The organism is Rhizobium sp. RAF56 (assembly GCF_052113965.1).
Classification (GTDB): domain Bacteria; phylum Pseudomonadota; class Alphaproteobacteria; order Rhizobiales; family Rhizobiaceae; genus Rhizobium.
The window spans coordinates 1-26,683 of sequence record NZ_JBFRDU010000027.1; the positions used below are offsets into that span (position 1 = coordinate 1).

Below are 26,683 nucleotides of genomic sequence, written 5' to 3' on the forward strand. Positions count from 1 at the left end.
TGGAATTCGTCGCTCGTCATCCCGGAATGCGTCGCCATGATGATCTCGACGAGGCCCTTTTCTCCCGATGCGGCGAGCGTCTTCATGTCGCCCTCAAGAACGGCCTTGAACGGCTGCTTGGTCTTCCATTCCGGATGGGCTGAAGCCAATGCCTTCACGCGATCGAGCGCGAAAGCGAGCTGGGTATACATCGGATGCTCGACCCACAAGGTACCGTCGTTGTCGAAAACCGCAACGCGGTCCTCTTCCGGAACGAAGTCCGCGGAACCCTTCGCGGTCACCTTTTCCACGAAGGCGACAATGGCAGCCTTCGGGGCGGTATCATTCCAGGATGGGAGTGGATCGGTCTGCGCTCTTGTCGGCCCCGCGAACAACAACGCGGCCACGATACCGAGAGCCGCGCTACGTATCAGTCGAGAAATACTCGAATTCATACACATGAAATACTCCAACGATTTGCTGCCCACGGCTCGATCCTGCTTTGCGATGACCACCGCCAGGCGCTCGACTTGATACGTCAAAAATTGCGACGGTCAGGCGCCCGCTCTCGGGGCGCCTGAGTTTTTGGGGATGGATTTATTCGCCCGCGTGGCTCGCGGTATGCATCTGCTTCACCTGCTGAATGACCTGCTCCAGGTTATAGCTGGCCGGGTCCTGCATTGGCGGGTAGTCGACGTAGCTCTGCAGTTCCTTAAGCCACAGCACCTGGCCGATGGGCAGCATGTTCCAGTCGTAGACATAGGCGGTGACCGGTGCGGCCAGCGCCCCGCCTTCGCCGGTGAGCGTCTTGATCTGCTCGCCAATGGACGTCTCGAACGGATCGCGCTTGATATTGACGACCTGCGTCCAGTGATAGGGCAGCACACCTGCGAGGAAGCCCGTCGGTGAATCGGACACCATTGCGAAGTACATCTTCCAGTTCTTGTAGCGGACCGCAGAGGGGTCCTTGCCGGAATAGTAGAAGAAGGTGTCACGGGCCGACTTGTCGGAATTGCCTTCAAGATAATCCCGCTGATCGACGCCATCGAGCGTCGTCTTCACGATCCCCGGATAGGCGCCTTTCTGGATCTGTTGCTTGAGCCCATCCCCTTTGGGACCACCGGCGATATCGACCAATGTCGGCAGCCAATCGAGAGAAGCGAAGATGTCGTTTTTCACCGTTCCTGGTTTGATATGGCCGGGCCAGCGCACGACCAGCGGCGCCCGCATGCCGCCCTCCCAGGTGGTCAGCTTACCGCCCTTGAACGGGGTGGTGCCACCATCGGGGAAGGTGATCGTTTCGGCTCCATTGTCGGTGGTGAAAACGATGATGGTATTGTCGAGCTGGCCCATCTCATCCAGCTTTTTGAGGACGTATCCGATATTGTCATCGAGTTGCTTCATGCCGGCTTCGTTGACACCCCAGTCCTTGCCGCCGGGTTCGCCGACCATCGCCATATACTTGTCCGAAAGCATGGTGGTGATGTGCATGCGCGCCGGATTATACCAAACGAAGAATGGCTTTTGGGTCTTCTTCGGGTCGTTGCGGTCGAGGAAGTCGATGACCTTGGAAGAAATCTCCTCGTCCACGGTCTCCGAACGCTTGAGCGTTAGCGGACCCTCGTCATGGCAAGTTTGATTGGCTGACGAGCCGTCGGAGGATTTGCAGGCAAGGACTGGACGCGGCGGCGTTAGGCACGTGGTCGTCCGGGGATCGACCGCCGCTGGGTCCTCAGCAAGTCCAGGGATCGGAGTGTTGCGGCAAGGTGGCGCAATGGTCTGTTCCGTCGGTGTCTTGTTGATATCCGGGAAGCTCACCCCCTGCATGGCGTCGAGGTGATAGAGATAGCCCCAAAATTCCTGGAAGCCGTGCGCGGTCGGCAGGGCGTCGGTGTGATCGCCCAAGTGGTTCTTGCCAAACTCACCAGTATTGTAGCCGAGATCGAGAAGAAACTTTGCCAGCGCCGGAGTGCCGGGCTTGAGGTAGGAAGGGCTGCCGGGGAGTTGAGGCGGGATCATTCCTGTCCTAAGCGGATGCATGCCGGTGAAGAAGGCGTTACGTCCCGCCGTGCAACTCTGCTCGGCGTAATAACTGGTAAACATCGCACCCTCTTCACCGATGCGATCGATATTCGGCGTCTCCCCGACCATCAAGCCTCGATGATAGATGCTCGGCTGCATGTAGCCGATATCGTCGCCCATGATGAAAAGAATATTGGGCTTCTGGGCGTCCTGCGCTTGGGTCGACATCGAGCCGAACATCAGCGCGCTGCCGCATAGAAACGCAGTCAGTATATTCTGCTTCATGCTCATCGCATTCTCCTCCTGGGGTCGCTGACGCACCCGTTGCGCCGGCTGGAAGAACGTTGCTTTCGAAGTGACTGACCGAAGCAGCATGTGACGAGCAAGGAGGTGAGTTAACTACGGACGGCATCCCGCCGAATGGTCGAGCATGCGCATGATTTCCGCCTCAATCTCCGCGGCGAGACTGCGGTATTCCTCTGCCTTACCGTCGCTGCCTGCAGCCTGCCAATGTTGGAACGCGCCCAGCGCCTCCCCGTAGTCTTCGCATACGGCCCGGAACTCGGGGCTCTGAGTGAAAAGCCTGCGTATAGACAGTTCGCGATCGGGCCAACGACTGACGATGAAGGTCAATCCTGACATGACAGTTGTCCTGTAATCGCGACAGAGCCTCGCTTGCTAGCGTTGCGTGAAGGTCGGAGGGGGTCAAGGTACGAACATGTTCGTACCTGTATGCTACAGAGGTTCGAAGGTTCACACCTTGGCTGGGTATCAGTCAGGAAGAGATTCCACTTGCCGGCCGAACAGAAAAAGACTGTCACAATAGCTAACCCAATCTGCGGATACAAAAAACACGACACGCGGGCATGCTGGGCTCGTCTCGTTGTCTCCTCAACGCTGGTCTTGCCGGCAAAGGGTTGGACGACTATCGAGCCTGGCGGCAGAATAAATCGAAGGCATCGACCTCGAACTTGTCTGATAAGGACGTGCAAACGATCCATTCGCTCCGTCGTCACCTGAGCGACGATCACAACTGGAACGAATTCTGGCAAGCTCAATGCTGCGGGCCACCCCCAGCCGCCTACCACTGCGATTTCTCGTGGAAGAGACGTTGGATGGCACGGCCCTGCTAGCGCGGCGTCGCCAGGCGGCTCGACCTGCGCTACCGGTGGGCGGACGCGGCGATGGGTAAAGGTGAAGTGCTTCCAGCGCGACCGTCACGAGCCCGTCGGCCTCCCCGCATCGGCTGCGCTCGGCGCCCATCAAGCAGACACCGTGGTTTACGTCGGCAGCGTCGGAACAGGTTTCCCCGATCGCGAAGCGTCAGTGTTCAGAAAGCTGATGGATCTCATCAAACTGCCGAAATCCAAGTTGAACAAAACCGCCAGAGCGTCGCGTGGATCAAACCGACTCTGATCGCCGAGATCGCCTTCCGCGCCTGGTCGAGCGACCTGAAGCTGCGCCACACTTCTTACAAGGGATTGCGCGAAGTGCAGGACAACTCCGCGGTCTTCAAGATCGTTTAAGGGTCGGGAGGGATCCGCTGCCCGTCGCTTCGCCCTACGCGATAATTCGTTCGTTCTTCCTCAACTCCTCGCCCAACGTGGTGTCGACTATTTGTCGAGCATCGTACGCCGAAATCCCCGAATCCAGGAGTTCATGGAACTTGTCCCGCAGGAGAAGATGATGCTCGGGGTATTTACGGAGCGCATGCGGGACCGCTACTCCGCCCCGAAAAGCCTCCATTCCAATTCTTGTCTCGACCCACTCGATCAGCGGGTCCGGAATGAACTGGAACTCTGAGGGCGCCGCTACTAGCTGCGGCGTCAAGCAGAGCCAATATCCGCTCCATTCTACAACCGAGTGCAGGATGAGATCGGAACCATGGATCAACCATCCCACAACGTGACGGCAGGACCGATCCGGATCGTTTGTGACCTGGACTGAGCAATTCCGATGGCAATCGCGTTCTACCATTCCGGCAGCCAACAACTCCTCTCGGGGCGGCCGCATGACATGAACCCGCGGCAAAGAGAGAACCTCGGCAAGGGTCTTCGCCTCCCATTCTGTAGGCGGGAAAGCGAACTGCTCGGCAACAAGCACGGCCCTCTCGCCTAGCATCTTTCTGCGTGCGTCATTGGCTGCCTTGTCGGTCATTCTAGTCCCTCTACAAGCGCCCATTTAGTCAGGCGAGCTCCGTGGGCGGAATGATTAAAAGACTGGCCATAGGGAACGTGAAACTTCATGCCAATTAACTTTCAAATTGCGAGCTATGGCCATAATTTGCTCGGCTCCATCTCTCGCGGCTGCAGAGCCGGCTTGCGGAGTTATCAGTATAGGGCTGACATCGTTTCAATTACCGACAGCCGTGCACGCCGATATTGGCCTCCTATTCAACACATGGCGTCGCGACGAGATCCTACGACTTTACCGGCGACGCCCCAGGGATGAAAGGCACACGAAGGCGTCGGGCATCGCGCCATTCGGACGTGACCAACGGCTCGAGCTACGAAAATATCTAACGGATAGCTTTCATCACTAACATCGGCGCCGGCAGGTTTTCACACCATGGTACAATAGACAGTGGAGGCATGCCCTCCTACGCTTCTCCCAGACTTGAAGGGCATGCCATGGAGACCCACCAGACAGACATACTATCTCGGCCTACGAAGAGACGCCCGAATGCACTCACATATCGATAGCCGATAATCTATTCCGCCGCTGCGCGCTTAAGATACAAGACGGCTCTGAAGAACGATGGCAATATCGGTTTCCCAAGGCACTGGAGAGACATTCAATGAGCGAAGACCTTAGCCGGGACGAACTCGAGATACGGATTGCCGAGGTCAGTGAAAATATTCGCACCCTGATCGAACAAGCAGCAGCAGTCAGCGGCGCTGCCGATGAAGAGCGAATCGATGAACAGCTCGAGGAGCAACAGGCGCTCTATGAGGAGCTTGTGAAAAGACGCGACGCGCTTGACCAATCGGTGTAGACCCAAGTTATCCGCGAGGATATCTGCCGATGAAAAACCGTTTCGCGGATCTGCTTTCGTCGATTGAAGTGCGGCGCTCGAAGAAGGTATCGTCCCGATTTAAGCGGACCTGGTATCAACCGCCGCGTACACGTGAGTGACTTGGGAAAACAATCTAGGCGGTCAGCCCTTAGTGAAGGCTAGCAGCTCGGCATTGAATAGGTCTGTGTGCATAGTGGGAATCCCGGCGGTGGGCCATTAAGTGTTCCGTGTTTCAAGAGCTTGAAGGAGCATGCTCCCGGTGTTGGAAACAGCCTCCATCATATCACCGACACGATTGCGGTTGTCTGGGAGAATTTGAACGAAGAATTTTGGCAGCTCGACCCAGGGGTGGAGAAGTCAGAACGCCCGTTGGCGCATGGCTTTACGGATTGAGGAAAGAGCATGTTTGCCAGCCGCCTTGTCGCCATTTCTCAAAAGGAGCCGAAGAGAAGTCGCCGCAAGAACTTCAAGAACGGTAAGGCGGCCCTCTATCGCCCCCATTGACGGAATGGCATTGGAAGCTGCACCGGCTTTGCCGTCGCGCTGGGCGTTGTACAATTTATGCTCCTTTTCATGAATTGCGATAGTCCAAGCAACGCTGAGGCCATTGGTGTTGGCCGGTAGGTTAGCGAGGCTCTTGGCGCCACTTCTTCTCCAATGCGGAGTGAAGGCTTTAAGACAATCCAAAATGCAAATTCGTCGCGGGACCGAGACTGATTTTCCAGATGATGTTCACGCATCAGAAGAGGTCGTTGTCGCGTCTCTCGTCATCAAATCGATTAGCGCTGAGTGTACTGCTGTCGCGCAAACGTCGATATACCGCAGCCTTCCTTCGGACCAGCCTCGCCGAGAGGGGCGATCGATGGACCGCCCTTAGCTGCGTCTATCGAATTATTTGGCTATGTGCCAAACTCCGCCGATACCTTCGCCGTTCATGTCACCGGCTTTCTTATCCTCGGCATAGGTGTAGAGGGGTTTGCCTTCATAGGCCCACATTTCCTTGCCGTCGGCAGCCTTGACGAGAGACCACTCGCCTTCTGCCTTCGTCTTAGCTTCGGCAAGGAACGGCGGCCACTTTTTCAGGCAATCCTTATCGCAGTTCGATTTGCCTTTGGTATCCTTGTCAAATGTGTAGAGCGCCATGCCCTTTTGGGTGGCCATGGCTCTGCCCGCCTTCGTATCAACCATCTTGGCGGGTTGGGCGGCATAAGCAGAGAATGTCGTGGTGGCGGCCAACAGACCTATGGCAACGAGTAGCGTTTTCATGATGTTCTCCCGCTCGGGAGTGCCAACGCAATGCTAGTAGTGCCCGATACGCACTGAGGAAACGCCTGGTTGTGACAACTGTTCCCCTTAAGCCGGACCAACCGAATGCTTCAAAGTTGGCCGGGTCTTAGCGAATTTGACCTGCGATTGCGAGGTCGGCTTTCGCAGAGAAAATGGACGCCCGTCGAATGCGGAGAAAATAAAGAGGAAACCATGAGCCGGTTGCACCGCGAAAATCATCTCGTCTCCCGTATCGGCTGGCTACGCGCCGCCGTCCTTGGCGCGAACGACGGTATCGTTTCGACGGCAAGCCTGATCGTAGGGGTCGCCTCCTCCGCGGCGACCGGTACCGAAATCTTGGTCGCCGGTATCGCGGGGATGGTGGCCGGTGCCATGTCGATGGCGGCCGGCGAATATGTCTCGGTCAGTTCTCAATCGGACACCGAGCAAGCAGATCTAGCCCGCGAGAGGCGGGAGCTCGCGACTGAACCAGAGGCCGAACGCGAGGAACTGGCTCAACTCTATGTGAAGCGCGGCGTCGAGATCGAACTGGCACGGCGTGTAGCAGATCAGTTGATGGAAAAAGACGCGCTTGAGGCCCACGCAAGAGACGAGCTCGGGATATCAGAAATCACGACGGCGCGACCTGTCGTCGCTGCCCTTACGTCTGCTCTGACATTTGCAGTCGGCGCGATGATGCCACTAGGCATGGTGTTGGTTGCGCCAGCTGATAGTCTCGTGCTGGCAGTTTCGATTGCCTCGCTTCTGTTTCTAGCGGCGCTTGGCGCGGTTGGAGCTAAAGCGGGCGGCGCCAACGTCTTGAAAGCGACTGCACGCGTGACCTTCTGGGGCGCCTTCGCCATGGCGTTAACGGCGGGAATTGGGGCACTCGTTGGTACCGCGGTGTAGGTACCAATCTTTGGGGCCACTTGCAGGCAAGCGACTGGCGATTCTGAACCACCCACAGGCGAACGCGACAAGACGCAATGTGAGAATGACCTCGAACGACGACGAAGCAACACCATGTTCTATCCGAACTCTGATCGCCTGAAGTCCACATTGCTCCTGGTAGCCGTGCTAGGTCTCACACTCGGGCTTCTATTTTTTGCGGTCGACAGGTCGGATGCAGCTAAACTCGCGTGGCAAGCTGGCGTCGTCCCGGTTCTTGCTGCGCTGATCATCGAAATTCTGCGCAGCCTATGGCGAGGCGAAGTCGGACTAGACATCGTGGCGGCGCTTTCGATGTCGGCGGCGTTGCTATTCGGCGAAACGCTCGCCGCATCGGTCGTCGCAGTGATGTATTCAGGCGGGACATTTCTAGAAAATTTTGCCGAGCGGCGTGCCAGGCGCGAAATGAGCGCGCTTCTGTCGCGGGTCCCGAGAACTGCCACACGGCATGCAAACGGCACTCTCGAAGATGTCGCGCTGGAGAATATTGAATCGGGCGACCTGATTCTGATCCATCAGGGTGCAGTCGTGCCGGCAGACGGCGACATCGAAAGCCAGCACGCCATCCTCGATAAATCTGCTCTAACTGGGGAATCCATGCCCGTGCGGCTGGGGCATGGTGAGGAAGCGATGAGCGGATCAACCAATGCTGGCGATGCCTTTGATTTGCGGGTCCGTCATCGCGCAGCCGACAGTACCTACGCAGGCATCGTGAGGCTGGTAGAGGCTGCCCAAGCATCCAAGGCGCCGATGGCCCGCTTGGCCGACAGGTATTCCATGCTGTTTCTAGGAGTCACCGTCGCAATATCAACAGCGGCATGGTGGCTTACCGGCGATCCTATTCGCGCGGTGGCTGTCCTGGTCGTTGCAACACCCTGTCCGCTGATCCTGGCCGTTCCGGTGGCTTTGGTGGCCGGCTTGTCCCGAGCCGCGCATTTCGGTGTCCTCATCAAGGGAGCAAAGCCCTTGGAGGCTTTGTCAACGATCAGCACGTTGATCCTTGATAAGACTGGAACGCTGACAGATGGACGCCCGCAGATCGTTTCAATCGAAACGCGGAACGGGATGTCGGAAGATCAGCTCTTATACTTCGCGGCCTCTTTGGAACAGGCGTCTAAACACCCAATGGCCCAAGCGATCGTCACGGCGGCGCGCCGAAAAGGGCTCGTGCTGCCTGTGCCGGAAACCGTCGCCGAGCGGGCCGGCGAGGGCGTTGCGGGGACGATTTCCGGTCGGGAGGTCGCAGTCGGGGGTGTCGCATACGTCAGTGCTGCTGTCGGCGTGAAGGCGGCGGCGAACGCGGTCATGAACGCAGGAACCGCAGTTGTCGCGCTTGCCGTCGACAACAGAATCGCGGGCTATCTGACCATGGCAGACGCGTTGCGGTCAGGCACTGATGAGCTTATTGCAGGTCTACGTCGGTTAGGAATCAACCGTATTGTTTTGGCCACCGGGGACCGTCGTGCGGTCGCCGAAACCGTGACCGAAGGCCTCGGCTTGGATGCGGTCCGCGCTGACCTTACACCTGACCAGAAGGTTCTGCTGGTTTTGACTGAGCGTAAAACGGGGCCAGTCATGATGGTCGGTGACGGCGTCAACGATGCGCCGGCGCTTGCTGCCGCCGATATTGGGGTCGCCATGGGCGCTCGAGGGGCAGCCGCCTCTGCGGAGGCCGCCGACATCGTTCTTCTGGTCGACAACCTGGAACGTTTGCTGCCGGGAATCGAAATTGCCAAACGCTCGCGGCGTATAGCACTGGAAAGTGTTTTCGCCGGGATCGGAATGTCAATCGTCGGCATGGTTGCAGCCGCATTTGGCTATTTGACACCGGTGCAGGGAGCCTTGCTTCAGGAGTTGATCGATGTGGCAGTGATCCTCAACGCCCTTAGGGCACTGCGCATTCAGCCACAAACCACCCAAAGCCAAGGGGCGCCGAAGACGAGTGAAGAACTCCCCTCGACAGGCGAGACCGGATAGGAGAAGGCTCAGAGCGGTTTAACGGATTTCTCCATTGGAATCGCCCTTGCGGCTTAGGCGCGAAGGCGGCGCTGGATTCAGACGTCAAATCCAACCGGGACCTTAATGGCGGCCTCTCCCAGGTCGGCGAGGTTGAGAACTCCGCTCCTGGCTGTGAATCGGCACCGAAGGTTGATCCCCTGCCGATTCTACCTAAGGCATTGATTACATATACGAAATGGAAATCAATAGGGGTCATGATCGGCGCCAATGACGACCCCGCCCGGATCGCGATTTTGCCTGCAAAGTCATGCACTTGCTGCCTTTTGTCCAGGGGTCAACCTTCGGTGCCGATTCACAACCCAACGCGAATGGCGCAGACCGATGCTGCGACGTTCTCGGTTTGGCCCGTGTGGCAAGGAGGGTGGGGATGCAGACAAAGATTCACCGGCCTGAACGTCGGGTTTGGGATCGTTATTCCTTCGGTTCCTGAGCGCAGCCGCGCTGCTCGTATTCCTTGAGGGCGATGGGCTTCCAAAGCTCGGCTTTGCGTCCTTGGGCTGTTTCAAGTTCCTGAGCACTAGCGTCCGGGCCTGTTTGTACCGCCTGCTGCTTTTACAGCCCTCCTGGACTTTGGCGGTAGCTCCGAAATAGGAACTGCCGGCCCAAAAATCAGTAGAGCGTTCGGCGAGGAAACTTGCCTTTCCGGCCGATGATTCCTTCATTTCGGCGATCCTATCTTGCGCATCCGCCAGGGCATCCGCATAGCCAAGGTCTGCCAGCCTATGAGCCTCATCATCGAGACCACCCCACTCGGCCAGAACAGTGCGCGGCGACAATCAAGGTGAGATTCGTATTGCCTCACCCAAGAGTGTTCCCAAAGCATAATGCCGTTGCCTCACTCGGATGTTCTCGATTGCCTCACGGGTTGTTCCGGTCGTGTCCCAGCACTTGGTATAGGTGACAGAGGCAGCGAAGCCGCTCGCGAGCGCGCCATCGTAGCCCGGCCAGCATCCGTCAAGCCGACGCGATGGCGGGTGACGCCGCCCCCTGCGGCCCACAGTTCTGATTCAACGACCGTCAGCAACGCCGCCGCCCGGCTCGGCTCGCCAGTGTAGCGTCGATAGGTGATCTCATTGGTCTCGTCGTCGTCGATACCAGCCAGCGCTGCAAGCTTCTGGACCTCGCGACGGATCCAGGACACCGGCGCCTCCTCCCTTTCCCCCTCCACAACGCGGCGGCTAATCCGCGAGGCGGGGCCGAAGGCCGTGACCAGCAGGTCGCCGCCGAATTTCCACATGTGCGCCTGCAAGCGCTCAAGAAGGTCGAGGGCATCGCCAAGTTGTTGTTGGGAGCTATCCTTGCGTATCTTCCTAATTCTCCGGCCGCGCGATTTTCTGTATCCCCGGCTGCCGGGCGGGACGGGGGCGCGTTCCATGGCGTGTGAACGCGTTACTTCTTTGCATAAAAGGTAAAAAGCGTCTCTCCATTCATGCCGACCTCGATGATGATGTGATATCCCCGTGGAGAGACTCCCTCGATTTTCACCATGCCTTTTGCGTTTGCTGGGGGAAGCGGCTCCGTCTTGTGCTTCTTCACCATCACCTCGTAGACTTCGTCCATGACCTGCTGTTCGGTCAAATGGTCCGGAAACATGGTCGACTCTTTGTACGGTTTGACTTTTCCCGCAGCGTCTGTGAACTCCACTACTTCGCCGTTCGCGTCGCGGATCTCAACCTTTATCTTGTAAGCCTTTTCAACACCTGGTGCCGCGCGTTTCTTGATGACCCCCACTTCAGTCGCATTGGTATTCGGTTCGCGCGCCGTCGAGTGATACCCGCCCTTGAAGTCCCCTTCAAAGACGTGCTTCTTGGCAGCATAATTGGCGAAGACGTCTTGTGCGGTATGGCCTTCGATCGGCTTGATGGGAGCACCAGTCACCTTCGGCTTCACAGGATCGTTGGCGTAGCGTGGGCGGGCGCCCTTGCCGCGGTCGATCCCGGGCCGGCCCCGGGTTTTGCCGGCTGCGGCCGCAATGTCCTCTTCGCTGGTAGGGGGCGCCCGCGAATAGCCGGTTCGTGATTGCGAGCCGCGCGGTGCTGCGTTCGCCTGCGAGTCGGCCGCCGCTGGTTTCGCGGCTTCCGCGGCTTCCGCCTTCTTGACGGCATCGAGCCACGCGTCTGTCTGCTGCTGCGCCTTGGCGATCGTATTCTGCTCGGCCGACGTGAGGCCCGCGGCAACTTCCTGTCGCCATTGTTTGAAGGGAACACTCACCGTCGCATGAACCAGCTTGAGACCATCCACGCCAAGGCGCCCCCAGTTGTAGTACTCAACCATCCCCTCGGCCACGTCCCACGCCTCCAGGAATCGTCGCCCAAACGCAGTCTTGGCAATCACGTCGCGATTGGCGTTGATGAACAGCGTTCCGGCGTTGATCGCGAATGCGATGGTGTCGGCCCATCCCAAGATGCCGCCCGCGCCGACACCGCCCAATCCGACAGTGGCACCCATCACCGACACCGTCTTGATTTTGCCGAGTGTGTCTTCTTTCTGTTGATTGAAGAAGTCGATCAGCTTGATGGCCGGGACTGTGACTGTTGTCCCGCCCTGGTCGAACAACTTTACAATCACAGGCTCATCAGCCTCGAGAATGATGCCGCTATAGACGGATTCACCGTACCGTTCATAAAGGCTGGCTCGTTCCCGCGCGAATTCCTTGCTCCCTAAACCAGTGCGGGAGTCGTAGTACACTTTGACCTTGGCATTCGGGAGCAGCTCGGCGCGAATGGTGGCCGTGGAACCCCATGACGTTTCCAGAGGAAAAATCGCAGGCTCACGCATGGCCTTGGCAATATCAGCGGCAGCGGGCGCGCGGGCGGTCTTAGCCTTGGCGGCGAGAATACGATCGGCCTGAAGCCTTTCAAATTCTGTCACTTCCCCGGTGATCAAGGCGTCATACAGCACACCCAGCATAACCCGCCCCTCATCGGTGGCGGCATACGCCTCGAGCCTGTCGGGGTGCTGTAAGGTCAGAAAGCGGGCGGCGATGTCGTCCTCGATGGAACTGTTCTCCCGGACTCCCGCAATGACGTCGTTATACCGTTTACTTGCGGCCAGGTGATTCAACTCATCGGCACGCTTCCGTGCGGTCAGCACGATCGGAGTAGGTGCCGCATCTGGATCGCTTAGCTGTGCAACCTTATAGACTTCCGCCGGATTGAACTTCCATTTGGCATAGACAATCCTATCCGCCTGCAACGTTTCATGAGATGTGACATGTCCCGTCATCATGGCGTTATAGAGGACGTCCAACATCTCGCGGCCTTCTGGCGTGGATGCAAAGTGCTCGAGTTGGGCCGCCGACAGCGATTCAACGAAGTCGGCAGCGACGTTGTCATCGAGGTCCTGCTTTTGGGAAAAACGGATGATCTGGATTACGTGCTTGTACGGTGAAGGATGCGAGGCAACGTACTCCTTCATGTCGCGGACTCTGTCAGCCGTCAGGTCTTTGTCCGCGTCGCGTTGTATCGCGACCGGGGAGGACGTGGACGCCGATTGCTGCACCACGTGCGTCAACTCATGAGCAATCAGCCGTCGTCCATCATGAGTCCCGGGTGCGAACCGACCGGCACCGAAAACAACGTCGTACGCCGCCGTGTAAGCGTGGGCGTTTACGTCCCGCGCCGATTGCTCGGCTGCCGCCCCGGCATGCACCCGCACTAGTGAAAAGTCGTGGTTGAAGCGCTGCTCCATGTCCTGCCGCACGGCTGGCTCCAGCGGCCGCCCGGCACCAGCAAGGACGCGGTGCACGCTGGCAGGAGCCGCCTTCATCTCGCGGCTCGCTGATGTCGAGACGCGTTGGATCGATAGCGGTGCGGCGCTCACGGCCTGGTGAGCCGGTCGTCCCATCACGTGATTGGCGATCCGTTCCGCCTCGTGCTCAAGCGGATCCTTGCCCCGGCCGATTATGAGCTTCGGCTGTATGAATGGGCGTGGCGCTTCAGGTCCGCATGGTCGGTTGGGCGCGAACAGTGGGATCTTGCTGAAGTCCCACGACGCGCTTCGTGCGCCCTCTGGACTGGCTTCCCGCTTTAGATCAGCTGCTTGTGGCTGACCATCGGCAGGCGTGCTCCCAGGAAGGTTCTGTCGCTCCTTCTCCAGCAGCCTGAGTACGGCCTGGTTGCCGATCGTCCTTTGGAGGGCGAGGATCTGGTCGGCTGAACCTAAGCCGGGCAGCACAGGCCTCTGCTGCGGCGGTTTAGAAGCACATGCCGGGGGAGTCTGCGAAGCCTTCGGTGCCTTGATCGGTGGAGCAAACATGGCTGCATCTCCTCGTCAGCAACATTCGCCAGATAGATTGCTAATCCAGCGTCTGTCTTTGCGTATGATAGCCCTCGGAGGGACCACTGAACAGCACCAGGCAGTCGGCTATACCGCTGAACCGGGCCGATGTCCGACATTGTTCGTCAGACGCCATGGGTTCGTCCTGCCGAGCAAGGCATTAGACGCATCTCTCCTGTCGGGTGCCACGGTCATAGCGACCGCGTGCGGGCTCGACATCCGCCACCGGCTTTGGTCGCAGGTCATCGATCAGGTCCTAGAATGCGGCGAAATAGATCGCGCGGTACGGCCACTTCGGCCATCTGGAACACCGTATAGCGGGCGTGGGCGATGACCGGCTTGAAGACCTCGCGCCACCGCTCGGTGGAGTGGACATTGCCGGGATCGCGGACCATCGTGATCAACCGCTCCTCCTTCGCGGTAGCACGCATCAGCTTCTGCAGAAGGCGCTCGGCAACGCATTCAGCGACAGCGTGTCGGCATGCTCGGGGGAGGGGAGCCGTTTATTCATGATAGAATCGAATAATGATTTGCCCCGGCCTGAGAATCCCCCGGCTCGCCATCAACTCTCAAAGCGCGAGCTCATGCACACTTCGATGCTCGTCCACTGAAACGCTGCCATCGATTTTGCCCCACGTACATTGCCCAAGGCGTCGGCAGTCATTTTGACTCTGGTCAAAGCGCTCCCGCCTTTTTCGAGCATAAAATCACTGCCGATGGAGGTGACGTCATGGCCCATAAGCAAATCCTATTCCGCTCGGAAGCGCGAGAAAAGATTCTCAAAGGAACCACCCAATTGGCGGATGCGGTCCGCGTCACGCTCGGTCCGCGGTCGAAGGCGGTCCTGATCGAGAAGAAGTGGGGCACACCGCTCGTCTGCAATGACGGTGTGACGATCGCCAAAGAGTTTGATCTCAAAGACCCCGAAGAAAACCTTGGTGCCCGAATGCTCCGACAAGCTGCGGAGAAAACTGGCGACATGGTTGGCGATGGAACAAGCACGGCAACCGTCCTTGCACAGGCCATCTTCTCCGACGGTTTGCGCAATGTCGTGGCTGGGGCGAGTGCGATCGACATCAAACGGGGCTTGGATCGTGCCCTGGCCTGCACCATAGCGCAGCTCAAACGGAACAGTCGACCGGTTACCGAGAAGCGCGAAAAGATGCAGGTTGCAACAATATCGGCGCACAACGACCAACAGATCGGTTCGCTCGTCGGCGACGCCATGGAGAAAGTCGGTGATGATGGTGTCATCACTGTCGAAGAATCGAAGTCCACTGAGACCACCCTTGAAGTGGTGGAAGGCATGCAATTCGATCGCGGATTTCTATCGCCATATTTCGTGACCGACAATGAACGGATGGAAATCGTGTTGGAGCAGGCGGCGATCCTTCTCGTGGATAGAAAGCTCAGCGCGTTGAACGATTGCGTTGCCCTGCTCGAGAACGTCGCCAAAACAAACATGCCTTTGCTTGTCGTTGCTGAGGATGTAGATGGCGAGGCCTTGGCAACGTTGATCGTAAATCAGATCCGCGGCACGCTTCGCAATTGTGCCGTTAAGGCACCTGGTTTCGGCGACCGTCGAAAAGCGATGCTCCAGGATATTGCCATCCTTTCAGGCGGACAGCTGCTTTCAGAAGATCTCGGCATCAAACTGGAAACGGTCAGTTTGGAACAGCTAGGTCATGCAGCACGCGTCGTCATCACAAAAGACACCACCACAATTGTCGGCGGCGCCGGCGAGAAGAAAGCAATAGCCGCTCGTGTCGAACAGCTGCGGCGTGAGATCCAAGATGCGACCAGCGATTACGACAAGGAAAAACTTAGGGAGCGTCTAGCAAAGCTTTCAGGCGGTGTCGCGGTAATCAAAGTTGGCGCTGCCACCGAAGCTGAACTCAAAACAAAAAAAGAAGCGCTCGACGACGCAATCAATGCGACGAAAGCTGCTGTCGCCGAGGGTATCCTGCCGGGTGGTGGTCTCGGCCTTTTGCGCTGCATCGATGGGGTCGCCGCGGAAGAGGGTGAATGCGAGGGAGATGAGCGCACCGGCGTACAGATTCTCAAACGGGCGCTGGAGATTCCGGTTCGGCAGATTGCTGAGAACTCATCGGCGGATGGTGGCGTCGTGGTCGCCAAAATGTATGAGGGAACAGGCAGTTTTGGCTATGACGCTGGCCGGAAGATCTACGTTGACATGTTCGAGGCGGGAATCGTTGATCCGACCAAAGTGGTTCGCGTCGCGCTCGAGAATGCCGTCTCTGTCGCGAGTGTCTTGCTTCTGACGGAGGCGACGATGACAGAGATACCGGAGCCGTCTGAAAATCTGGCGCGGCGGGATATGGCCCTTTGAGTTTGGCGAGGAAAGGATGGCACCCACATGACGAGGTGGAAGAAATAAGACCGGCGCTCAAGGACAAAAAATACATTTTCGACTTTGAGCGATCGTCTAGGGTGGGGACGCGCCGCAATCGCCTGATGGTTGATAGGTTCAGTGGCGATCGGCCGCAATGACGTCGATGCCCAGTTGTAAGAAGTTGTCGAGGCCGGATCGGAGCTGCAGAAAATGATCGCTGACTTCAGCGGCGGCAGATCGTCGGTGATTAGCTTCTTCGGCACGCAGCCAATTTTCTTCAGCAGCTTGCGTAGCAATTTCAACGCGCGGCCTTGTTCCGCCTGGTCTGGACGAGAACATCCAAAACCTCGCCCTCGGCATCAACGGCACGCCAAAGGTAGACCAGGCACCCATCAATCCTGAGATAGACCTCCTCCAGACGCCAGATTGTGTGCGGTTTGGGCCGCCGTTTGCGCGATCATCGGCCCAAAAATGGTTTACCCAACGCCGGACCGTCTAAGGTGACTTGAAACCGGCTGGTGGTATTTCGTTGACCGATAATGCCGGGAAGTCATTCCCCGGCGGTTGAACCGGCCATCGAACGGGCGATCGTCCGCTGCAGCGCCTTCCTCCTTCACCGGCGCTGGCAAATTCGCCGATGCAGTATTGGCCTCGAGCCTTCGCGACAACAAGATCGCGCTCTGGGCCGTGGCTGCGACAATCGTCATCGCCGCGGTGCTAAGCTAGCTGACGGCGTCCTGAGGCGCGCTCTGCCTTATGGGCTGCTCCTACAGCGCGAGCTTTGGAACCGCAATTTGTTGCGCTTGTCCGGCCGTGGCGCTGTCGGATGATGTGGTCCGGCCGACCAGCTTCCGGCGCTAGTCCGTCGGCTCAAGCAAATCGTCCAGTTTTTCGACCACGGCCCGAACCACATCGGCGCGGCTGACGATGCCAACCAACACGCCGTCACGCAGGATAGGGACGCGCTTGATCCCATGTTTCAGCATCAGATCCGCCAACTCCGCAAGCGAGGCTTCCTCATCAGCGGATATGATGGCCGTGTGCATAATCTCGCGGACGTGCTGCTGGTTGAGGCGGATTTCGGCGAGGAACTCCGGGGCGACTGTCTCGCCTTCCGCCAGCATGCGTAGCCATTGCGCTCTCTTACTTTGAAACTGTGCGCCGAAGTGGCGCATCACGTCGCCTTCGCTGACCAATCCAAGCGGCCGGTTATCGGGGTCCACCACCGGTACGGCGGCGACGTGATGGATCAGCATGCGCCGGGCGGCCTCGGCCACGGTGGTCTCAGGCGATACCGTGACTAAATTCGTTGTCATCACCGACTTGGCGGGGATCGTCATGTGTATGGCTCCAGCTAAGAGCATCCGCGATACCGGACGGCTCGGCCGCCGCCTTGACGTACCACAATGTGCGATGGCGCGGTTGCCGCCCTTCGTGACCATCGCGCCCCGATAGTGGGGTTGTCAATGATGATTGTAAGCGCAGGCATGGCCGTGACGCGAAACACAATCGTCATCTTCCCACCCCGCTCTCGTGCAACAAGGGCATGCCCAACAGCGCGTTCCTGGATGGTGATTAGCAACATTGGGGAATCGCAAGAGGGCGAGACACGCCAGACGTCCCGGCGCCCGTGCCGCGGGGATCGCCGGAGGCAGGGACACGTGCGAGTATGGGGACGATAAAGAGGATCAAGGACAATTTTGGTCATGCTGCCACATCGCACATCTTCTTCGATGGTCCGTTAAGTTTACGATACCCATCAACTCATCATCGCGAACTGCAAAAGCAATCTGTTATCAAGTCCGATGGTCATCGCGGTGATGGCGTCGATCGTCCGGGGATTGATGGGTCTTTCCCCTGTTACCGACAATGTTGTCGCCGCACCGTTCGAGCCACTTAGCGGTTCGGAAAAACCCGTCCGCCGTCGTTGGGCTGATCAATCTGAAGGAATAGAGCCATTGCATGAGCCGCAGGCTAGCGATTGCCGACGTCCACGGCGCCATCGCCCCTAAAGCTCTCAGAACCCTTCCGATACGATGCATTTCCGCCTGCCATATTAACGGAATTTGATTGCGGCTCCTTGTGACGCCCGCAAACGTCATGACGGCAACGGATACGCCTCCGAGCAGGAGCATCCACCAAGGCGCTGTGAGCGTCCCCATGATACGGGAATTGGCAGCGATCACCACCAAGATTGCGATCAGTGGAGGGGAAAGGATGCCATTGATGACAGCGCTCCAGTAAAGGGCACGGATGGGATCAAGTCCGGCAAAGGCAACCCCGATGCTGCCGAGTGTCGCAACGGCGATAGTCGCGTAGAATGCCTTGGCGTTCTTGAGGACGGCGATCCAATCAGATCGCCCTCGCTGAGCTGTGCGAAGCGCAGGAACTGGAGGGCCTCGCCGAGATGGAACAGTTCATCGGCTTCCATCTGAAGGTCAGGTCGGCCCGTCCGTGGTACGGCGGTCCCGCCAAGGCTTCGATCAAACCGGAAAGGACGTTGGTTTGAGTCTCGACCCTAGTCTAGCTAGAGCGCGCCGACCGGAAGTTGGAGCTTCCGGTCGGCACTTGTCATCAACAGCTCACTGTGAGCGCCATCAATGACCGATAGCCTGAATAGCATGAATGACCCGACTGCCGGAACGCATGGCAGCCTCACCCGCAAGCGAGGGGGTGCCTGACCATGGATTGGGTTGTCGAAATTCTGGGCCGCTTGGTCTTATGCTTTATGTGGCTGCGCCGGATAAAGGGCACCACGCTGATCTTTGTGGGCATTGTCGTCGTCCTGACGGGTGTCTTCGTCGCACGGGTCGACAAGATCAGGGTTGAGGACGAGCGGGTTGAGCAGAAGTTGTTGCTGGAAAACCCGCAGCAACACGCTGCGATGCTGACATGCGCCCGTCAATGGGCGTCAGACCCGGTGCGGCTCGCAGCGCTCGGCGCAGGAGCGCCGGTCTTCAAGGTGGAAATCTTCGACGAGGTCATCGATTTCACCGCGCCAGACAAGAAGACGGTCACGGTCGCCTTGCAGGCCTGTCAGGCAAAAGCGAAGGGCCGCTGACCATGGCAAGCACGGTCAACAAACTCAGCGCCGCCATGTGGCCAGGTCCGATCTCAAGCCCAACCACTACAGCGACGGCCTCGGGCTCTATTTGCAGTCAGCAAATGGCACACGAAGGCGTGGATCTTCCGCTATACGCTCAACGGCGAAGCCCGTTTACATGGGCCTCGGCTCGGCTGCCGTCTCCACGCTGGCGGAAGCCCTGGTCCGCGCGTGCGACGCCAAGAAGCTCATCGCCGACGGCATCGATCCGCTCACGGAAAAGACAGCCAAAAAGGCCGCCGCCCGTACCCCCGCCGCGTCGCCGGCGACGTTTCGGCACAGCAGACTGCAGCGTGCTGCGCGCCGACCTCGTGGCAATGTTGATGTTCGACAGGCAGAGCGCCTTGTAGGGGAACAATCCCGGCGCTGCGGTGCAGGCGTCATCGCGGGTCGTCGACCTCTGCTCGGCGCCTCGCCGGCGAAGCCAAGGACGTCACGCCGGTCGGGGCTCTGCAAATGACCATCGTCCACCAGCAGCTGTGCATCGCCTGCGGTGAGCGGCTGGCGCGGGATGGCTCGCCCGTGCCCGAAGTGATCACCGAGGCCGAGCGGCTGCGGGTCGGCGGATGACCAACCCGAGCCTGATCCCGATGCTGATACACAACGCGAGCCCGCCAGCCCGTCCGTAGGCTAATTTCAAGCGGCCACGACGAAGGACGCGCTCGATCGATTCACCGTCGCACAGCAGATAAGTAGAAGAAGTTCTTTGTCTAATTGTGCGAGATCAAGCCCAGTATGGATATTGTCGGTAGGCTTGCAATTTAGCACCATTCGAATTGCCGATCTCATTAATCTCCTGAGACACTCAGCTATAAAACGATTTGCGTTTATAATGATGGCTTCTTACGTTGTTCTAGAGGAGCATCATAATCTATCCATCGCCAAGCTTGGGCTGGAGGGCTCGGAATGACCGGACCATGGCTCAACTTCGCCGTTTCTCTCGCCTTGGGCTTATTGATCGGGATCGAGCGCGAGCGCAGGAAGGGGGAGGGTCCAGGCCGCGGCGCCGCTGGCATACGGACCTTCGGGCTTGCGACGCTCCTTGGCGCCGTTGCAGTGGAAGTTGGCGGGCATGTCGCGCTGCTGATTGTGCTGTTGGCGGTTTCGGTGTTCGCAGCTCTCTCTTATTTGCGTGACCGAGGCGACGATCCAGGTCTGACTACAGAGATCGCGCTTGTCGCTGCACCGCTTATCGGGGGACTGGCCACGAGCGACATCCTTCTGGCCGCAGCCCTTGGCGTGACGATAGCCTTCATCCTGGCGACGAAAACGCCGGTTCATCGGCTCGTTAAAGGCAAGCTCACGGATGACGAAGTGAACGACGGACTTGTCTTCGCTATTGCAACGGTCGTCGTTTGGCCGCAGCTTCCCGATAGCGCCATGGGTCCTTTCGGGGCCCTGAACCCACATGCGATCTGGCTCTTCGCCGTCCTGGTGCTCGCGATCGGAGCAAGCGGTCATGTGCTGACGAGGATTCTCGGGCCGAAATATGGACTGCCATTAGCAGGCCTTGCTTCCGGGTTCGTCTCAAGCGCAGCCACGATTGGGTCGATGGCAACGCGCTCAGCTAAGAATCGTCCAGAACTGGACGCGGCGGTTGCCGGCGCTACACTGTCGAGCGTCGCTACGTTTGTGCAGCTTGGGCTTCTTCTCGCAGTGGCCAGTCGCCCGACATTTGGAAAGATGGCCTTTCCTTTGCTTGCTGGTGGGGCAGTTGCACTTGTCTACGGCCTCATTTTTACCTTAATCGCGTTGAGATCGCCGGGGGTCGAAAGTCGGGCCGTTGGGCGGCCCTTCAGCATTTGGGCGGCCATGGTGCTGACCGGGACGCTCTGCATCATGCTGGTGGTCTCAGCCTGGCTGAGAGAAACATTCGGGGAGCTCGGTATCGCTCTTGGTGCCGCGATTGCCGGGATTGTCGACGCTCACTCGTCTGCGATCGCGGTTGCATCGCTGGTCTCATCAGGCAAGATGTTGGCGACAGATGGCGTCTTTCCGATCTTGGTTGCGATGACGACAAATGCATTTTCTAAAGCCGCGATGGCGTTTAGCTCCAGTAACTTTGCGTTCGCTATGCGGGTCCTGCCAGGACTTGCCGTATCCATCGCAGCGACTTGGCTGATCGCTTTATCGGCTACCTCTGGGTGATCTGAAGGAACAAGTTTTCACGGGGAACCTGCCGAGGCGCGCTGATCCTCCTTGCGATCGTAAACTGGGGCTAATTTGCCTCAATAGCCGGAAAGCCGCCCCGCCACCAAGGGTCTTCGTAGGTCCACGTTGGGTACCCGCGTTGCATCTTCTCGATAATTCTCTTCTCTTTATGCCAATCAAGGCAAGAATCGCGTGCTACTAGTTTCGTCTGCGTGGTCTGTGCTGATTGATCTCAACCGGCGGATCTTGATGCTGAAGTGCTGGGTTTCTTCACAGCTGATAATTCCCCAAGAGAGGGTGGTCGGCGCAGGCGTTGCGGAGATAAGGTTGGCAAAGGGCGTTTCTGGACCCGCTAATGCCTCAATCCAGCTAAACTGCTGCTAGGGTCCCTTCGGCCTGCATACTCAAGGGATTCGCAAGCATTCTGCCAATCCTCGATTTCTCTCTCTCTCAATCCATCATCCCGTTCGACAAGATAATTCGCCGAGCATCGTATCTGTCGATTACGAATTCGTGGTTGACACCATGAGACGGCACTGCGCCTCGACCTCTTACACAAGAATGTCCGCAAATACGGCACAGTGGCTCTCGCCACTCTGCTCGATGGCGTCAACTAGAGGAAGTTCATGAGAAACCTTCACATCGCGAAACTCATCTCGTCTCCCGGATCGGATGGCTGCGTGCCGCCGTCCTGGGGGCGAATGACGGCATCGTCTCGACGGCGAGCCTGATCGTCGGCGTTGCGGCGTCAGCAGCAGGCAGTTCCCAGATCCTGATCGCCGGAATCGCGGGCCTAGTGGCTGGTGCGATGTCGATGGCGGCGGGCGAATATGTGTCGGTCAGCTCGCAGGCGGACACCGAGCAAGCCGATCTCGCGCGCGAGAGGCTCGAGCTCGAGAGCCAGCCAGATGCGGAAGGCGAGGAACTCGCACAGCTTTACGCCAAGCGTGGCGTCGAGATCGATTTGGCCCGGCGCGTCGCCGAGCAACTAATGCTGAAGGATGCGCTCGAGGCACATGCACGCGACGAGCTCGGCATATCCGAAATCACCACTGCAAGACCGATCGTTGCCGCGCTGACGTCGGCTCTGACGTTTGCTGTCGGTGCACTGATGCCGCTCGCTATGGTGTGGCCGGCGCCCGCGAACCAGCTTGTGACACTCGTCTCGGCGGCGTCGCTTTTGTTTCTCGCACTGCTCGGTGCGATCGGTGCCAAGGCTGGCGGTGCGAATGTGCTGAAGGCCACGGGGCGTGTCACCTTCTGGGGCGCCTTTGCCATGGCTGTGACGGCAGGCATAGGCGTTTTGGTGGGAAAAACCGCCGTATAGAACGCCGAGCAAAGATGAAGTCTTCGGTGTGGGCCCCACATCGAACGACCATCTAAACCGTTCGCGGCGACCGTGATCGCTTCGGCAATTGAGGTTTTCTGGCGCAATGGCTACGCCGCCGTGGCAATGCCGTCCATAGTCATCCAACGCCGCGGCCTGCAACTCATCAGCCCAGCGCTAACATTCAGTTTTTGATGGGCAGGCCGACACTGGGCCGATGGGCCATTGGGCGACGACCGGTTCGCAAAAAATCATTGTCCCGTCATGAAGGCCAACAGTTCGTCGGGCGTCACTTTCCCATCCTTGTTGGCATCGATCACGTCGAAGATCCGTTTGTGGATTGCCGATACTTCCTCGAACGAGAGTGCGCCGTCGCTATTGGTGTCCGCTATCGCAAACATGATTTTCATCATCCGTCCATGCATCGGTCCCATGGGCATTTCCGCCATCATGCCGTAGGACATCATGCCCTGATCCATTATGTCGCCTCGCATCATGTCATGGCCCATCATTGGACGACCGATCACGCCGTGCATCCCTGGAGGCATTGGCGAAATCCCTCCTTGCGGCTGCGCTTGATCGTATTGCATGCCAGCATCAGGAGACATCATCTGTGCGGAAGCAGTGTCGAGGGCACCAAGGGCTGAGTAAATTGCCAAAGCGGCAATGGTTGGCAGTTTGGGCAATGACATTGGGTGTCTCCTTTGTTTGAAGTCGACCTCTACCCCATTAAATCTAGGTTTATAACACGAGCAACCTCGACCACAGCCATTGCCGTTCGCCAAATTTAGGTCAACTCTATGTGAGAAGGTTTAGCGCAGATCGCTCGCTGAGTTCGTTGAACCGGTTATACAATGTAATACTTATCGACCTCGGGTCAAAGACGGAGAAAAGCTCGATTGAGATGGAACGGGCATAATTGTCCGGCGTTTGATTCACAGATCGTGGGAGCTGAAGTGGTTTCTTCTGACCTCCTCGCGCCTAAGCTTCCGCGACCGACCCGCTTTTCATTTTGTTTAATCTCGAAAATTAGCCCTGCTTCGGCAGGGCTTTTTTGTTTCTGAGTTGCATGAGGCGCCCAGGATTGTCGCCCTTTCGGAATTCATCGGCGATGAGGCAGAAGAAATAGCGACTGAAGCGGAACTAGCCTCAATCGTCCCGAGGTCCCTGCGGGTCGTGCCGATCACTCCTGCCTACTGCGCACGCACGGCCCGCCTCCACTTATTTCCAATGAGCTGGGAACCAGTCGTGATCATCCGGAGCTATCTTGGGGTCGTGCGGCAAAGCGGTCCCCTCCGCTTTGGGAGTTTATCACCCAAGGCTTGCGCGCCCCACCCTTAACTTCTCAGCCGAGCCGGTACTTTGGCCGCGATCTCAGTCTCCCGCGCCAATCGCAGTTCGCGAAGGCGAGCGCTTTTCGCAATGCTGACCTCCAGACATGTTCATCGAGCAATTGTTGCGCCACCTTGAAAGACCGACCCGGTCCAGAAGCTCGTCCGTCTGGCCAAGGACTCGGACGTCGCCGATCATGAGAATCCTTGCGCATCCGTCCACCCTAAGATGCTCGTCGCAGTGAACTTGACATTGCGTGCGCTGGAATCGGCTTGAACGATTGGCAGTTGATCTAACTCAATGCGATTGGGTTGCGGCGGGACCATCATCAATTTCAATTGACAAACCGAAGTTGGGATCGACGCCATGCTTAGGGGAAAACGTGACACTCACGGCGGTCCGCCCGGTTATGCTGTTCCATCTATGGGCGAGATTGGAGGCCGAAGTCTTGTTTTGAGAGTGGTCGCAGTCACCGCACTGGCAAGGCTTTTGAAACGCCTTGACGAAAGGGGTAAATCTGCGCTGATTGCGGCACTTCACCGTGCAATCAAAAGGAAATGTGAGCAGGCAAACCTCACTGAAGCTGACACTGCGGCGGCCTCAGAATACGCTCAACGGTTGATCGAAGAAGCGCGTCTCGGCGCAGATGAGGCACTTCTATAGACAACCACGAATTGGTTCGGCTGCCACCACAAGGTCATGACGCCAAGTAATTCTACTCGTGACACTTGTGGACGGCGGTCTGGCCCATTGCTCCTTCTGTGGGTCTCTTCACGAGGAGCGACCGCACAAAACAAGTAGAGCTCTAACACGTCATGACAAAAGCAGAGAAGAACCCGCCGGCTCTTTGAGGTAGATTATGAATGTCCAAGAAATGTCCAACGATGAGTGTATCGCACTCATAAAGCGAAAATGGCTCGCGAGACTAGCGTGTGCGGACGGGAATGTCCCATATGTAGTCCCTGTCCAATATGTTTGCGCTGGTGACAAACTATACGTTTTTACGTTGCCAGGTAAAAAGTTGAAAATCATGAGGAAAAACCCTCATGTTTGTGTCCTGATTGATCAACTGAAAAGCAAGCATTCTTGGAAGAGCGTGGTTATCGATGCACGTTTCATCGATCTCAGCGGCGAAGAGTGTCGAGAAGAAAAGGATCAAGCTTGGGCATTGCTAGCACAACACTCAGATTGGTGGGAGCCTGGCGGCTTGAAGCCGACAGCGAAATTGGCGGATAATCGCTCGAGCACACATACTTTCTTTGCGCTGGAAATTATCGATGTCAGCGGACGAAAAACTAAAAGCTAGAAAGCCGAATACGCTAGCGAACGAGCGTTAATTCATAGTGAGGATTATAGCCATGCCCAAAAAAAGCGCTGACTCGGATCGGACGACCGGCGCCATGGTGCCAACAACGGGAGAAATAGAGGCTCGTCTCCTAGTACTTGACATGATTGCGGCGAGTGCCACCGTCAGATTGCTACGCCTCCACGACGACCTAGAAAAATCCGAACTTATTGCCCAAATTCTGCACGATATCGATTTTTGCTGCCGCAGCAGAGGGCTTCACTTCCGCGATATACTCGATGCTCAAGGCTATGCCGAAGAATTGCTGAAAGACGCTCAAACCCAGGCAGATGGTCTTGATGATATCAAACATGCATATATTAACCGGAAGTAACATTGGTCTTAATGGAAGTCGTTTTGGCCGATGGATTTATCCCGAGTGTTCGCACGCGATGAATGTTCTCTGCCGCGAGGCGAGCTACCTCAAAGTGTCGATATCATTCAGGGCTGCGTTTCGATCTTGATACTGTCGCTCTTCCGCTGCTGTCTTGCGCCGGACGGAGTTCGGGCGTACGCATCTAGACACTGAGCGCGGCGTCATCCCTGCTTGGCCTGCCCGCACAGTGAACACATTTGATGCTTTGGCCCAGACAAATCAATCATGGGATAGCGACGACGAGTTCTGTCCTTCGCCACAGTAGACGGAAGTATGCAATCGGCGCTGCGTGACCCACAAGTTATGGCATTCGAAATTCTTCATTGGTGCAGAGGTTCCCGTGTCCCAGCCTACGGGCCGATTTTCCACCTACTGACGCCAAGCCGATGGCCGCGGTTAAGCCGGCGGCTTTCTCCCGGCTGACCATCCCGTAGGCGAGCCGAATCTCGTTATCCACTCCGCGCACGCCAGGAATACTTTCTGCGGCTACTCGTGCCGCTTCCCGCTCAAGCGAACTGTCGACTTCTCCGCGCAGCACTACGCACCCGTCCTCGACCGAGGTTTCAACGTTTTTAGGGGAGATTCCCAGCTCCGACTGCAAACGACTGAGAACTGCCGTCGTCAGAGCGTCGGAGCGTCGTCGCCCAAAGCTACAAGTTCCGAAGGACCGACCGTCATGGCGTACATGAGGTCACGCCGGCTCGCGATACCAACCAGCCGCCCGTCTGCGACGACTGGAACGTGCGAGAAGAAGATTCGCGAGCTGCGCGATGGTCGCGGACGGAACTGCGCCGATGACCGGCGAAGTCACTACGTCGTTGATCCGTCAGCTCCGCGCCTTGATGTAGTTCGCAAGCAGGTCGTCCCGGGCGCGAGTGGGCGGCACTGGTCGCGCGGCGCCGGAAGAGACGATGCGGCGAAGGAGATCGCCCTCGGTGACGATCCCGGCCAGCATGCCCTGGTCGTTGACGACGGGGACAGCCCTGATCTTGCTGGAGTTGACGATTTCGATCGCACGCCTGATGTGTTGGTCTTCTGTGATCGTGGTGACTGGACTGATCATGATGTCCTTCGCAGCCGTGTTCGTAGCCTCCACCAATTACCAATTCTATTGAAGCGCCTGGACGGGACTTCCTCATTGACTTCCGTCAACCCGCGGAAGCGGAAG

The 26,683-nt window shown here is 57.8% G+C and carries 28 protein-coding genes and 2 pseudogenes; 11 read left to right on the forward strand and 19 right to left on the reverse strand.

The genetic code is table 11. From position 1 onward, the window contains the following. From AB4048_RS20690 to AB4048_RS20700, 3 genes and pseudogenes are all read right to left on the reverse strand, one after another. Positions 1-434, reverse strand: a pseudogene (locus AB4048_RS20690) (haloacid dehalogenase-like hydrolase); the annotation flags it as partial. 142 nt (positions 435-576) lie between these two features. Then, positions 577-2,241, reverse strand: coding sequence for an arylsulfatase (locus tag AB4048_RS20695; protein WP_442203923.1), 1,665 nt, complete (start codon positions 2,239-2,241; stop codon positions 577-579). A 159-nt stretch (positions 2,242-2,400) separates the two neighbouring features. Next, complete coding sequence (locus AB4048_RS20700) at positions 2,401-2,643, reverse strand: hypothetical protein (RefSeq protein ID WP_442203869.1); 243 nt, start codon at positions 2,641-2,643, stop codon at positions 2,401-2,403. A gap of 542 nt (positions 2,644-3,185) precedes the next feature. On the opposite strand from AB4048_RS20700, the gene AB4048_RS20705 reads away from it, so the two are divergent. After that, entirely contained in the window at positions 3,186-3,527 is a 342-nt protein-coding gene (locus AB4048_RS20705) for a hypothetical protein (RefSeq protein WP_442203870.1), read from the forward strand. A 34-nt stretch (positions 3,528-3,561) separates the two neighbouring features. On the opposite strand, the gene AB4048_RS20710 is transcribed toward AB4048_RS20705, so the two are convergent. Beyond that, complete coding sequence (locus AB4048_RS20710; protein WP_442203871.1) at positions 3,562-4,158, reverse strand: hypothetical protein; 597 nt, start codon at positions 4,156-4,158, stop codon at positions 3,562-3,564. Positions 4,159-4,798: 640 nt separating this feature from the next. Here AB4048_RS20710 and AB4048_RS20715 point away from each other — a divergent pair. After that, positions 4,799-4,996: a hypothetical protein gene (locus AB4048_RS20715; protein ID WP_442203872.1), complete on the forward strand. Its 198-nt coding sequence runs from the start codon at positions 4,799-4,801 to the stop codon at positions 4,994-4,996. Positions 4,997-5,374: 378 nt separating this feature from the next. Here AB4048_RS20715 and AB4048_RS20720 read toward each other — a convergent pair whose 3' ends face one another. Both AB4048_RS20720 and AB4048_RS20725 read right to left on the reverse strand, forming a co-directional pair. Beyond that, a complete protein-coding gene (locus AB4048_RS20720; protein WP_442203873.1) occupies positions 5,375-5,575 on the reverse strand; it encodes a hypothetical protein in 201 nt (66 codons plus the stop codon). Positions 5,576-5,908: 333 nt separating this feature from the next. Further along, positions 5,909-6,283: a COG4315 family predicted lipoprotein gene (locus tag AB4048_RS20725; protein ID WP_442203874.1), complete on the reverse strand. Its 375-nt coding sequence runs from the start codon at positions 6,281-6,283 to the stop codon at positions 5,909-5,911. 213 nt (positions 6,284-6,496) lie between these two features. Between AB4048_RS20725 and AB4048_RS20730 the strand changes: the two genes are divergently transcribed. Then, positions 6,497-7,192 carry a VIT1/CCC1 transporter family protein gene (locus AB4048_RS20730; RefSeq protein WP_442203875.1) on the forward strand — a complete coding sequence of 232 codons (696 nt, stop codon included), beginning with the start codon at positions 6,497-6,499 and terminating at the stop codon, positions 7,190-7,192. A 114-nt stretch (positions 7,193-7,306) separates the two neighbouring features. Continuing rightward, entirely contained in the window at positions 7,307-9,208 is a 1,902-nt protein-coding gene (locus AB4048_RS20735; protein WP_442203876.1) for a heavy metal translocating P-type ATPase, read from the forward strand. 877 nt (positions 9,209-10,085) lie between these two features. On the opposite strand, the gene AB4048_RS20740 is transcribed toward AB4048_RS20735, so the two are convergent. The 4 genes from AB4048_RS20740 to AB4048_RS20755 form a co-directional block, all read right to left on the reverse strand. Beyond that, positions 10,086-10,487 carry a hypothetical protein gene (locus tag AB4048_RS20740; protein WP_442203877.1) on the reverse strand — a complete coding sequence of 134 codons (402 nt, stop codon included), beginning with the start codon at positions 10,485-10,487 and terminating at the stop codon, positions 10,086-10,088. A gap of 152 nt (positions 10,488-10,639) precedes the next feature. Beyond that, the gene (locus tag AB4048_RS20745; protein WP_442203878.1) at positions 10,640-13,507 is read right to left on the reverse strand and encodes an eCIS core domain-containing protein; all 2,868 of its coding nucleotides are present in this window, start codon (positions 13,505-13,507) and stop codon (positions 10,640-10,642) included. Between the two features lie 263 nt (positions 13,508-13,770). Beyond that, positions 13,771-13,959, reverse strand: coding sequence for a hypothetical protein (locus tag AB4048_RS20750; RefSeq protein ID WP_442203931.1), 189 nt, complete (start codon positions 13,957-13,959; stop codon positions 13,771-13,773). 131 nt (positions 13,960-14,090) lie between these two features. Further along, complete coding sequence (locus AB4048_RS20755; RefSeq protein ID WP_442203879.1) at positions 14,091-14,267, reverse strand: hypothetical protein; 177 nt, start codon at positions 14,265-14,267, stop codon at positions 14,091-14,093. Between AB4048_RS20755 and groL the strand changes: the two genes are divergently transcribed. Then, entirely contained in the window at positions 14,259-15,878 is a 1,620-nt protein-coding gene (gene groL, locus AB4048_RS20760) for a chaperonin GroEL (protein ID WP_442203880.1), read from the forward strand. The two genes, AB4048_RS20755 and groL, sit on opposite strands and share 9 nt — an antisense overlap. A gap of 138 nt (positions 15,879-16,016) precedes the next feature. On the opposite strand, the gene AB4048_RS20765 is transcribed toward groL, so the two are convergent. From AB4048_RS20765 to AB4048_RS20780, 4 genes are all read right to left on the reverse strand, one after another. Further along, positions 16,017-16,220 (reverse strand): hypothetical protein, encoded by a 204-nt coding sequence (locus AB4048_RS20765; protein ID WP_442203881.1) that lies wholly within the window; start codon positions 16,218-16,220, stop codon positions 16,017-16,019. Then, positions 16,180-16,308 carry a DDE-type integrase/transposase/recombinase gene (locus AB4048_RS20770; protein WP_442203924.1) on the reverse strand — a complete coding sequence of 43 codons (129 nt, stop codon included), beginning with the start codon at positions 16,306-16,308 and terminating at the stop codon, positions 16,180-16,182. The genes AB4048_RS20765 and AB4048_RS20770 overlap by 41 nt, the downstream gene beginning before the upstream one ends. Before the next feature lie 430 nt (positions 16,309-16,738). Further along, on the reverse strand, positions 16,739-17,221 hold the full coding sequence (locus AB4048_RS20775) for a CBS domain-containing protein (protein ID WP_442203882.1): 483 nt from the start codon (positions 17,219-17,221) through the stop codon (positions 16,739-16,741). A 456-nt stretch (positions 17,222-17,677) separates the two neighbouring features. After that, entirely contained in the window at positions 17,678-18,229 is a 552-nt protein-coding gene (locus tag AB4048_RS20780; RefSeq protein ID WP_442203925.1) for a divalent metal cation transporter, read from the reverse strand. A 335-nt stretch (positions 18,230-18,564) separates the two neighbouring features. Here AB4048_RS20780 and AB4048_RS20785 point away from each other — a divergent pair, with 335 nt between their 5' ends. From AB4048_RS20785 to AB4048_RS20800, 4 genes are all read left to right on the forward strand, one after another. After that, positions 18,565-18,942: a hypothetical protein gene (locus tag AB4048_RS20785; protein WP_442203883.1), complete on the forward strand. Its 378-nt coding sequence runs from the start codon at positions 18,565-18,567 to the stop codon at positions 18,940-18,942. 37 nt (positions 18,943-18,979) lie between these two features. Continuing rightward, positions 18,980-19,444: an integrase arm-type DNA-binding domain-containing protein gene (locus AB4048_RS20790; RefSeq protein WP_442203884.1), complete on the forward strand. Its 465-nt coding sequence runs from the start codon at positions 18,980-18,982 to the stop codon at positions 19,442-19,444. A 446-nt stretch (positions 19,445-19,890) separates the two neighbouring features. Further along, positions 19,891-21,132 (forward strand): MgtC/SapB family protein, encoded by a 1,242-nt coding sequence (locus AB4048_RS20795; RefSeq protein ID WP_442203885.1) that lies wholly within the window; start codon positions 19,891-19,893, stop codon positions 21,130-21,132. A 670-nt stretch (positions 21,133-21,802) separates the two neighbouring features. After that, entirely contained in the window at positions 21,803-22,462 is a 660-nt protein-coding gene (locus AB4048_RS20800) for a VIT1/CCC1 transporter family protein (RefSeq protein WP_442203926.1), read from the forward strand. 251 nt (positions 22,463-22,713) lie between these two features. Here the strand turns inward: AB4048_RS20800 and AB4048_RS20805 are convergent, their stop codons facing one another. Both AB4048_RS20805 and AB4048_RS20810 read right to left on the reverse strand, forming a co-directional pair. Then, on the reverse strand, positions 22,714-23,154 hold the full coding sequence (locus tag AB4048_RS20805; RefSeq protein ID WP_442203886.1) for an EF-hand domain-containing protein: 441 nt from the start codon (positions 23,152-23,154) through the stop codon (positions 22,714-22,716). A gap of 733 nt (positions 23,155-23,887) precedes the next feature. Next, positions 23,888-23,962: pseudogene (locus AB4048_RS20810) on the reverse strand (ABC transporter ATP-binding protein); the annotation flags it as partial. A gap of 706 nt (positions 23,963-24,668) precedes the next feature. Between AB4048_RS20810 and AB4048_RS20815 the strand changes: the two are divergent. After that, positions 24,669-25,100, forward strand: a complete 432-nt coding sequence (locus AB4048_RS20815) for a pyridoxamine 5'-phosphate oxidase family protein (protein ID WP_442203927.1) — start codon at positions 24,669-24,671, stop codon at positions 25,098-25,100. Positions 25,101-25,152: 52 nt separating this feature from the next. Then, positions 25,153-25,473, forward strand: a complete 321-nt coding sequence (locus AB4048_RS20820) for a hypothetical protein (RefSeq protein ID WP_442203887.1) — start codon at positions 25,153-25,155, stop codon at positions 25,471-25,473. Positions 25,474-25,816: 343 nt separating this feature from the next. Here AB4048_RS20820 and AB4048_RS20825 read toward each other — a convergent pair whose 3' ends face one another. The 3 genes from AB4048_RS20825 to AB4048_RS20835 all read right to left on the reverse strand — a co-directional run bounded on the left by AB4048_RS20825 (position 25,817) and on the right by AB4048_RS20835 (position 26,578). Then, complete coding sequence (locus tag AB4048_RS20825; protein WP_442203928.1) at positions 25,817-26,140, reverse strand: BON domain-containing protein; 324 nt, start codon at positions 26,138-26,140, stop codon at positions 25,817-25,819. After that, a complete protein-coding gene (locus tag AB4048_RS20830; protein ID WP_442203929.1) occupies positions 26,137-26,271 on the reverse strand; it encodes a CBS domain-containing protein in 135 nt (44 codons plus the stop codon). The genes AB4048_RS20825 and AB4048_RS20830 overlap by 4 nt, the downstream gene beginning before the upstream one ends. A gap of 70 nt (positions 26,272-26,341) precedes the next feature. Continuing rightward, the gene (locus AB4048_RS20835) at positions 26,342-26,578 is read right to left on the reverse strand and encodes a CBS domain-containing protein (protein ID WP_442203888.1); all 237 of its coding nucleotides are present in this window, start codon (positions 26,576-26,578) and stop codon (positions 26,342-26,344) included. Between the last annotated feature and the right edge of the window lie 105 nt (positions 26,579-26,683).

What these genes read in the sequence shown, in the direction of transcription:
- AB4048_RS20695 (WP_442203923.1), bottom strand. Translation starts at nt 2,241, where the DNA reads ATGTTCGGCTCGATGTCGACCCAAGCGCAGGACGCCCAGAAGCCCAAT.
- AB4048_RS20700 (WP_442203869.1), bottom strand. Translation starts at nt 2,643, where the DNA reads ATGTCAGGATTGACCTTCATCGTCAGTCGTTGGCCCGATCGCGAACTG.
- AB4048_RS20705 (WP_442203870.1), top strand. Translation starts at nt 3,186, where the DNA reads ATGGGTAAAGGTGAAGTGCTTCCAGCGCGACCGTCACGAGCCCGTCGG.
- AB4048_RS20710 (WP_442203871.1), bottom strand. Translation starts at nt 4,158, where the DNA reads ATGACCGACAAGGCAGCCAATGACGCACGCAGAAAGATGCTAGGCGAG.
- AB4048_RS20715 (WP_442203872.1), top strand. Translation starts at nt 4,799, where the DNA reads ATGAGCGAAGACCTTAGCCGGGACGAACTCGAGATACGGATTGCCGAG.
- AB4048_RS20725 (WP_442203874.1), bottom strand. Translation starts at nt 6,283, where the DNA reads ATGAAAACGCTACTCGTTGCCATAGGTCTGTTGGCCGCCACCACGACA.
- AB4048_RS20730 (WP_442203875.1), top strand. Translation starts at nt 6,497, where the DNA reads ATGAGCCGGTTGCACCGCGAAAATCATCTCGTCTCCCGTATCGGCTGG.
- AB4048_RS20735 (WP_442203876.1), top strand. Translation starts at nt 7,307, where the DNA reads ATGTTCTATCCGAACTCTGATCGCCTGAAGTCCACATTGCTCCTGGTA.
- AB4048_RS20740 (WP_442203877.1), bottom strand. Translation starts at nt 10,487, where the DNA reads ATGTGGAAATTCGGCGGCGACCTGCTGGTCACGGCCTTCGGCCCCGCC.
- AB4048_RS20745 (WP_442203878.1), bottom strand. Translation starts at nt 13,507, where the DNA reads ATGTTTGCTCCACCGATCAAGGCACCGAAGGCTTCGCAGACTCCCCCG.
- AB4048_RS20750 (WP_442203931.1), bottom strand. Translation starts at nt 13,959, where the DNA reads ATGCGTGCTACCGCGAAGGAGGAGCGGTTGATCACGATGGTCCGCGAT.
- groL (WP_442203880.1), top strand. Translation starts at nt 14,259, where the DNA reads ATGGCCCATAAGCAAATCCTATTCCGCTCGGAAGCGCGAGAAAAGATT.
- AB4048_RS20755 (WP_442203879.1), bottom strand. Translation starts at nt 14,267, where the DNA reads ATGGGCCATGACGTCACCTCCATCGGCAGTGATTTTATGCTCGAAAAA.
- AB4048_RS20765 (WP_442203881.1), bottom strand. Translation starts at nt 16,220, where the DNA reads ATGTTCTCGTCCAGACCAGGCGGAACAAGGCCGCGCGTTGAAATTGCT.
- AB4048_RS20775 (WP_442203882.1), bottom strand. Translation starts at nt 17,221, where the DNA reads ATGACGATCCCCGCCAAGTCGGTGATGACAACGAATTTAGTCACGGTA.
- AB4048_RS20785 (WP_442203883.1), top strand. Translation starts at nt 18,565, where the DNA reads ATGGATTGGGTTGTCGAAATTCTGGGCCGCTTGGTCTTATGCTTTATG.
- AB4048_RS20795 (WP_442203885.1), top strand. Translation starts at nt 19,891, where the DNA reads ATGACCGGACCATGGCTCAACTTCGCCGTTTCTCTCGCCTTGGGCTTA.
- AB4048_RS20805 (WP_442203886.1), bottom strand. Translation starts at nt 23,154, where the DNA reads ATGTCATTGCCCAAACTGCCAACCATTGCCGCTTTGGCAATTTACTCA.
- AB4048_RS20815 (WP_442203927.1), top strand. Translation starts at nt 24,669, where the DNA reads ATGTCCAACGATGAGTGTATCGCACTCATAAAGCGAAAATGGCTCGCG.
- AB4048_RS20820 (WP_442203887.1), top strand. Translation starts at nt 25,153, where the DNA reads ATGCCCAAAAAAAGCGCTGACTCGGATCGGACGACCGGCGCCATGGTG.
- AB4048_RS20835 (WP_442203888.1), bottom strand. Translation starts at nt 26,578, where the DNA reads ATGATCAGTCCAGTCACCACGATCACAGAAGACCAACACATCAGGCGT.